Annotated in this window: 7 protein-coding genes, 1 tRNA gene and 1 pseudogene; 7 read left to right on the top strand and 2 right to left on the bottom strand. The window is 38.1% G+C overall.

The annotated features are described in order from the left end of the window. Positions 1–103: 103 nt before the first annotated feature. Positions 104–194, bottom strand: a tRNA-Ser gene (locus tag CWB66_RS14730). Positions 195–445: 251 nt separating this feature from the next. On the opposite strand from CWB66_RS14730, the gene CWB66_RS14725 reads away from it, so the two are divergent. From CWB66_RS14725 to CWB66_RS23075, 7 genes and pseudogenes are all read left to right on the top strand, one after another. Next, positions 446–1,111: a Bax inhibitor-1/YccA family protein gene (locus tag CWB66_RS14725; protein ID WP_007580214.1), complete on the top strand. Its 666-nt coding sequence runs from the start codon at positions 446–448 to the stop codon at positions 1,109–1,111. A gap of 55 nt (positions 1,112–1,166) precedes the next feature. Beyond that, positions 1,167–1,520, top strand: coding sequence for a sulfurtransferase complex subunit TusD (gene tusD / locus CWB66_RS14720; RefSeq protein WP_077537774.1), 354 nt, complete (start codon positions 1,167–1,169; stop codon positions 1,518–1,520). Further along, positions 1,517–1,873, top strand: coding sequence for a sulfurtransferase complex subunit TusC (gene tusC, locus CWB66_RS14715; RefSeq protein WP_138585952.1), 357 nt, complete (start codon positions 1,517–1,519; stop codon positions 1,871–1,873). The genes tusD and tusC overlap by 4 nt, the downstream gene beginning before the upstream one ends. Then, on the top strand, positions 1,870–2,136 hold the full coding sequence (locus CWB66_RS14710; RefSeq protein ID WP_138585951.1) for a DsrH/TusB family sulfur metabolism protein: 267 nt from the start codon (positions 1,870–1,872) through the stop codon (positions 2,134–2,136). The genes tusC and CWB66_RS14710 overlap by 4 nt, the downstream gene beginning before the upstream one ends. A gap of 3 nt (positions 2,137–2,139) precedes the next feature. Further along, positions 2,140–2,469, top strand: a complete 330-nt coding sequence (locus tag CWB66_RS14705; RefSeq protein WP_138585950.1) for a TusE/DsrC/DsvC family sulfur relay protein — start codon at positions 2,140–2,142, stop codon at positions 2,467–2,469. Continuing rightward, complete coding sequence (locus tag CWB66_RS14700; protein ID WP_138585949.1) at positions 2,469–3,155, top strand: pseudouridine synthase; 687 nt, start codon at positions 2,469–2,471, stop codon at positions 3,153–3,155. Before CWB66_RS14705 ends, CWB66_RS14700 begins: the two co-directional genes overlap by 1 nt. After that, positions 3,148–3,237 (top strand): annotated as a pseudogene (locus CWB66_RS23075) (NUDIX hydrolase); the annotation flags it as partial. The gene CWB66_RS14700 and the pseudogene CWB66_RS23075, both read left to right, overlap by 8 nt. A gap of 93 nt (positions 3,238–3,330) precedes the next feature. Here the strand turns inward: CWB66_RS23075 and CWB66_RS14690 are convergent. After that, positions 3,331–4,605, bottom strand: a complete 1,275-nt coding sequence (locus CWB66_RS14690; RefSeq protein WP_138585948.1) for a sensor domain-containing diguanylate cyclase — start codon at positions 4,603–4,605, stop codon at positions 3,331–3,333. Positions 4,606–4,835: the final 230 nt, after the last annotated feature.

Below are 4,835 nucleotides of genomic sequence, written 5' to 3'. Positions count from 1 at the left end.
GACCACTCTGCCATCTCTCCGATACTGCTAAGTTAAAAGTAAGAGTGTACTAATAACTATTTAAATGAATGATACTTTAATTACCACACACTTATTAAATAAGTGGTGGAGAGATAGGGATTTGAACCCTAGATGGGCTATAAACCCATGCCGGTTTTCAAGACCGGTGCATTCGACCACTCTGCCATCTCTCCGCACGGCCTGCATAATAGGGAAACCCATCCCTTTTGTGAAGCTTTTTTTTTAATTAATTGTTTAAGTGATTAAAAAACAATTAATTTGTCTAAAGTTAAAACAAAATGTTTTTAATTTAGCCGTCAATACACTTTTATTTAAATATTTAACTCTATTGATCTACAAAGGTTTGCCCAAACATATAAGAGTTGGTAATCTAATTTTAGTTAAATTATCGAAACACACACGTTTCACTTAAAGGAGCTCTACAATGGCGTTTAATCAATCGTACAATACCGCGAAACCGGTAATGTCTACCATTGAAACAAACAAGGTACTTAAAAACACCTACTTTTTATTAGCAATGACACTTGCATTCAGTGCAGTAACTGCTGGTATTTCAATGGCACTACAATTACCTTACTTTATGGGGATTGTGTTTACACTTGTTTCATTCGGTTTATTATTTGTTGTCAATAAAAAAGCAGATACCGCATCTGGTGTATTTTGGGTGTTTGCTTTCACCGGTCTAATGGGAGCAGGCTTAGGTCCATTGCTTAACCATTATGCTGCAATGCCTAATGGCCCAATGCTTATTATGCAAGCGTTGGGTTCTACAGCGCTTATCTTTTTTGGTTTATCTGCTTATGCACTGAATACTAAAAAAGACTTCTCATTCATGGGTGGCTTTTTAACTGTTGGCTTAATCGTTGTGATTGTAGCTAGCATAGTTAATATTTTTGTTGGCAGCTCATTAATGTTTATGGTGCTTAATGCGGCAGTTGTACTGATTATGTCTGGTTTGATTTTATTCGATACAAGCCGAATCATTAACGGCGGCGAAACTAACTACATTCGCGCAACAGTGTCTTTATACCTAAGCGTATATAACTTATTTACATCTTTACTTGCTCTACTTGGCGCAAGTGATGACTAATTAAATAGTTCTGTTAAAATAGCCCCTTAATTGGGGCTTTTTTATTGGAATTGTTTTGTCGCGCTTTGTTCTTTCATTACATACACCACCATCCGATCACGATACCACGCAACGCATAGTTAAATTTGCAAATGCATGTTTAGCCCAAGGGCACACCATTGATGCTATTTTTTTATACCAGCAAGGTATTTATCATGCATCTACCCACTTTGATTTATCCTCAGACGAACTTCAAATTTCAGCACTTTGGCAGCAACTCGCCGATCAAAAACTAAATTTAATGCTGTGTGTTACCGCCGCGCAAAAACGCGGGTTAGATATTAAAAACACAGGTGTATTTGCAGTGGCAGGATTAGCTGAATTTGCCATGCTTGCATCTGATGCAGATAAATGGGTGCAATTTAAATGATAAACGTATTAGTAATGAGTCAGTGTAGCCCATTTGACGATTTAAACATTCGTGATGCACTTGATATGACGCTGATATTTGCTGCTGTTGATCAAAATGTAAGTTGGCTATTTAGCGGCCCTGCCGTTTTGGCTTTAAAAAAGCATCAGCAACCGAACAATATTGGCTTAAAAGATTTTTTTAAAAATATAAAAACACTCGAAATCTACGATGTTGAAAACATTTACGTGTGTGAGAAGTCATTACTTGATTATGGTTTAAGTAAACATGATTTACTCATCGAAGCAAAAGCACTTAACTTTAGCCAACAACAAACATTAATTAAAGCACAGCAACATGTGGTGAACCTATGATCACCTTACATATTTTTTCAAAGCCACTTAACTATTACTGTGCAAATCAATTAAAAAATTTAATTTTACCAACCGATAGCATTTTGCTGGTTGGTGATGCCTGCTTTGCAAAAAAACAGTTTAGGCAATTTGCAGATACACTGCTAATACTCGAACAAGACGCGCAAGTACGTGCAATAAAATTAGCAGATAACGATAAAGCGATTAGTTATAACGATTTTGTAGCACTCACTTTATCAACTAATCAATCAATTACGTGGTAACTCATGCTTGAATTTAACAACCAACAGATTGAAACCGACACACAAGGCTACTTACTCGACCATACTTTATGGTCAAAAGAGCTTGCTCTTGTTATCGCTACTCAAGAAAACATTACACTTAGTGAACAACACTGGGAAGTGATTAATTTTGTGCGTGACTTTTACCTTGAATATAACACCAGCCCCGCAATTAGAATGCTAGTAAAAGCGATGGCAAAAGCCCTCGGTGAAGATAAAGGGAATAGCCTTTATTTATATAAATTATTTCCCAAAGGTCCTGCTAAACAAGCCACAAAAATTGCCGGATTACCAAAACCAGCTAGGTGTATATAATGAGAGCTAAATCAGGTAATAACCAAGCAAGTGAAGCTAAGCCTAAAAGAAACACTGGCCGCACTTATTCACGCAGCGCACTTAACAAAACGCCTTCTGGTAAAAGAGAAATCAAGCCACCAATAGCGTCGAAAGACAGAAAAATTGTCCTGTTTAACAAACCATTTGATGTGCTTTGTCAATTTACAGATGATGCCGATAGGAAAACGCTTGCAGAGTTTATCCCTATTAAAGAAGTATACGCAGCGGGACGGCTCGACAGAGACAGTGAAGGTTTATTGCTTTTAACAAACTGTGGAAAATTACAAAACACCTTAACCGCACCAGATAAAAAAACCAATAAAACCTACTGGGTACAAGTTGAAGGTAAACCCACGAGTGAATCAATAAACGATTTATGCAATGGCGTAGAGCTTAAAGACGGGCTAACACTCCCCGCTAACGTTAAAACAATAGATGAACCTATAATTTGGGCGCGTAACCCGCCTGTACGTGAACGAAAAGCCATCCCCACTACGTGGCTAAGCATTACCATTAACGAAGGTAAAAACAGGCAAGTCCGCCGTATGACTGCGCATATTGGCCACCCTACTCTTCGCCTCATTCGCTATAGTATTGGTAACTATACGTTGGATGATATTAATTGTGGTGAATACAAAGTAATTAAGGGCGTAGTTGATGCATAAACCGCATGTTACCGTTGCAGCAATAGTAAAAAAGCAAAATGAGTTTTTACTTGTAAAAGAGCGCGATAAATTTACACAGCAAACAGGCGATAACGCAGCATAAATGCCAAATATGCGCTGCCTGTTGGGCTCTTTCTAGGGACGATTAAATCGCCCTAGAATTAAAGAAGCATATTTACAAGTTTTCAGAGCTAAGTGCAATACAATTTCGTCCCTGTCTTTTTGCATAATAAAGAGCACTGTCGGTTGCTTTTAAAAAGACAAGTTTGTCATCGTTCGCATCCGCTGTGTTAACTCCCATGCTGATTGACAAAACTCCTGTAAAACTATCTTGGTGTGGTATTGCTAGCTCTTCTATCGCTTTTTGGATCTGATCTGCAATGAAAAGTGCACCATGCGTATCTGTTTGCGGTAATAACACAACAAATTCTTCACCGCCATACCGCGCTACAAAGTCTTCGGGGCGACTCACCGTCGCTGCAATTTTTTGTGCGACATCACGCAGACAAATATCGCCAGTTACATGCCCGTATCGGTCATTAAATTGTTTAAAATGATCAACATCAATAAAGATCATAGATAATTTATCGGCACTGCTTTTTAATCGCTCAAACTCATACGCAAACTGCTCATCAAAACGGCGCCTATTTGCTATTTTTGTCAACGAATCAAGAAAAGCCATATCACGTAGTATATCTTGTGCTTTTAGACGTTCAGTGGCATCGTAAAATACTGCAATAAATTCATCGCAATTATCAATACCCGACACTTCCATTACTAACTCGCTACCGTTACTGCAACGAACACGATAGTCATTTGCAGGAATATCGTTATTATTTCCCTTCGCAAACTGCAAAGAATTTTTCCATAATGCCTTGGCTGATTTTCTATACTCTGGATCTGGAAAAGCCTTTTCCCACCAAGCAGCTAAATTAGGCACTTCATCTAACGTGTAACCAAAAACATCAACAAAGCGTTGATTTACTTTTAATAGATCACCAGTTCGAGCACACACATTACAAATTGGCATTGGCAGCACAGTAAACAACCTAGCGTAATGGCTTAGCTCATGTTTACGCATTGGGTGTTGTGTGCTTGATGATACATAACTCGCAGGTATGTCAGTTATGCTTGATGCAAGTTTGGCATCCATTTCTAGCGTGAAGTACCATTCAAGCCACCAACGTTCAACACATTCAAGTGCTGACTTTTCTGAGTGTTCAGTGCAAGAAATTGAGCGTTTGATTAAGCTAAATACCTCATTTATAGGGTGTGGTTCTTGGCAAAAAGAAGGGTTTTTAAACTTAATCAGTTCGTAAAAAAGACGATAAGCCGATTGCTTAAATTCACTTGAGGGGTTATTTAGTAACTCACTAATAGGCTGATTAAATTGACAAGTGTAATATTCAACTAACGATTTAATTTTATTTATTTGTTCAACGTAGTTCATATATTCATTCCATTGATTATATTGGCCAGCTCACTAAATCGATATAACAAGGTTATATCCTAGGGCGTGTTGACCTTTGTAGATTGAAATTTGTTCAATCTAGGGACGATTTAATCGCGGCGCGAGGTTTGTAACCTAGTGGGCTAAGTAAAAACCGAGCAACAAAGAGTTAATCGTCCCTAGAAAGAACCCAAAGGGCAGCGCATGTTTGGCATTTATGCTGCGTTATC

Origin of the sequence: Pseudoalteromonas sp. S558, assembly GCF_005886635.1 — a bacterium.
Classification (GTDB): Bacteria; Pseudomonadota; Gammaproteobacteria; order Enterobacterales; family Alteromonadaceae; genus Pseudoalteromonas; species Pseudoalteromonas aliena.
Note: the sequence above shows the minus strand (reverse complement) of the source record. Positions and strands in the feature narration are given on the sequence as shown.

What these genes read in the sequence shown, in the direction of transcription:
- CWB66_RS14725 (WP_007580214.1), top strand. Translation starts at nt 446, where the DNA reads ATGGCGTTTAATCAATCGTACAATACCGCGAAACCGGTAATGTCTACC.
- tusC (WP_138585952.1), top strand. Translation starts at nt 1,517, where the DNA reads ATGATAAACGTATTAGTAATGAGTCAGTGTAGCCCATTTGACGATTTA.
- CWB66_RS14710 (WP_138585951.1), top strand. Translation starts at nt 1,870, where the DNA reads ATGATCACCTTACATATTTTTTCAAAGCCACTTAACTATTACTGTGCA.
- CWB66_RS14705 (WP_138585950.1), top strand. Translation starts at nt 2,140, where the DNA reads ATGCTTGAATTTAACAACCAACAGATTGAAACCGACACACAAGGCTAC.
- CWB66_RS14700 (WP_138585949.1), top strand. Translation starts at nt 2,469, where the DNA reads ATGAGAGCTAAATCAGGTAATAACCAAGCAAGTGAAGCTAAGCCTAAA.
- CWB66_RS14690 (WP_138585948.1), bottom strand. Translation starts at nt 4,605, where the DNA reads ATGAACTACGTTGAACAAATAAATAAAATTAAATCGTTAGTTGAATAT.